Source organism: Actinoplanes sp. NPDC051633 (genome assembly GCF_040681735.1).
Classification (GTDB): domain Bacteria; phylum Actinomycetota; class Actinomycetes; order Mycobacteriales; family Micromonosporaceae; genus Actinoplanes.
Map to the genome: position 1 here is coordinate 1 of NZ_JBFAZH010001796.1, position 1,093 is coordinate 1,093.

The 1,093-nt window shown below is 73.7% G+C and carries 2 protein-coding genes; both read right to left on the bottom strand.

Going from position 1 to position 1,093, the window contains the following annotated elements; genetic code table 11:
* Positions 1-428 (bottom strand): response regulator transcription factor (locus tag AB0M20_RS45245; protein ID WP_364307822.1); only part of this gene is annotated, 428 nt, incomplete at its 3' end.
* 17 nt (positions 429-445) lie between these two features.
* Positions 446-1,093: helix-turn-helix transcriptional regulator (locus tag AB0M20_RS45250; RefSeq protein ID WP_364307824.1), on the bottom strand; the 648-nt coding region annotated here is incomplete at its 5' end.

The following is a 1,093-nucleotide window of genomic DNA, read 5'->3' on the forward strand; positions in this document are numbered from 1 at the left end:
CGGCGCACCTCGTACCGCTCACGGTCGATCTCCAGGCCCGCGTGCCGCAGCGCCGGCTCCACGCCCCCCGGGGCGGACCGGCGGCACAGGCTGCGCACGCGCACCACCAGCTCGGCGGTGGCGAACGGCTTGCTCAGATAGTCGTCGCCCCACGCCAGCCCGGCCACCCGCTCGTCGGTGGCGCCGCGCCCGGTCAGGAACAGCACCGGCACCGTCCACCCGGCCCGGCGGCGACCGGCCACATAGTCCAGTGCGTCGCCGGACGGCAGCATCCGGTCGAAGACCGCGCAGTCATAGGTGTTGACGCTCAACGCCTCGTCGACCTCGGGCAGGTCACCGGCCGTGTCGACGGCGAACCCGGCGCCGCGCAGCGAGGCGTCCACGGCGAGACGCAGATTGTCGTCGTCCTCCGTGACCAACACCCGCACAAGTCATGACGATAGCGTCATGCCGTCCGCGCCAGGAGCCCGCGGTCCGCGGCCTTGAGGCCCGCCTGGAACCGGCTGCGCGCACCCAGCCTGGTCATGATGGCGGCCATCATCCGGCGGACCGTCCGCACCGAGATGCCCAGCCGGGCCGCCGCCGACTCGTCCGTGCAGCCGGCCGACAGCAACGCCAGCAGCTCACGCTCGCGAACGGTCAGGCCCGCACCGTTGGTCACCTCGGCCGAGGTCAGCGGCGCCGCCGCGGCCCAGAGCTGCTCGAAGAGCGCGACCATCGCGCACACCACGCTCGGCAGCCGCATCACGGCCAGATCGGAGCCGCTCGCCGCGGGCAGCATCGCGAGCCGCCCGTCGACCAGCGTCGCCTCGACCGGCAGCTCCGGCATCGTGCGCACCTCGGCGCCGGTCAGCGCGAGCCGGCCCAGGCGCAGCGCGAGCACCGGGTTCGCGCGGACGTCGTCGGCCATCAGGATGCGATAGCGCACACCGCGCCGCAGGTTGTCGTGGTCGACGTGCCGCAGGGGCACGCCGATCTGGAGCACTTCGCGGCCGGCGGTGGCCAGCGCGGCGTCGATGCCGGCATGGGTCGACACGACGGGCGGGCGGACCAGGGTCAGGTTCGGGGCGGACATCACAGGGTTCCTCCGATC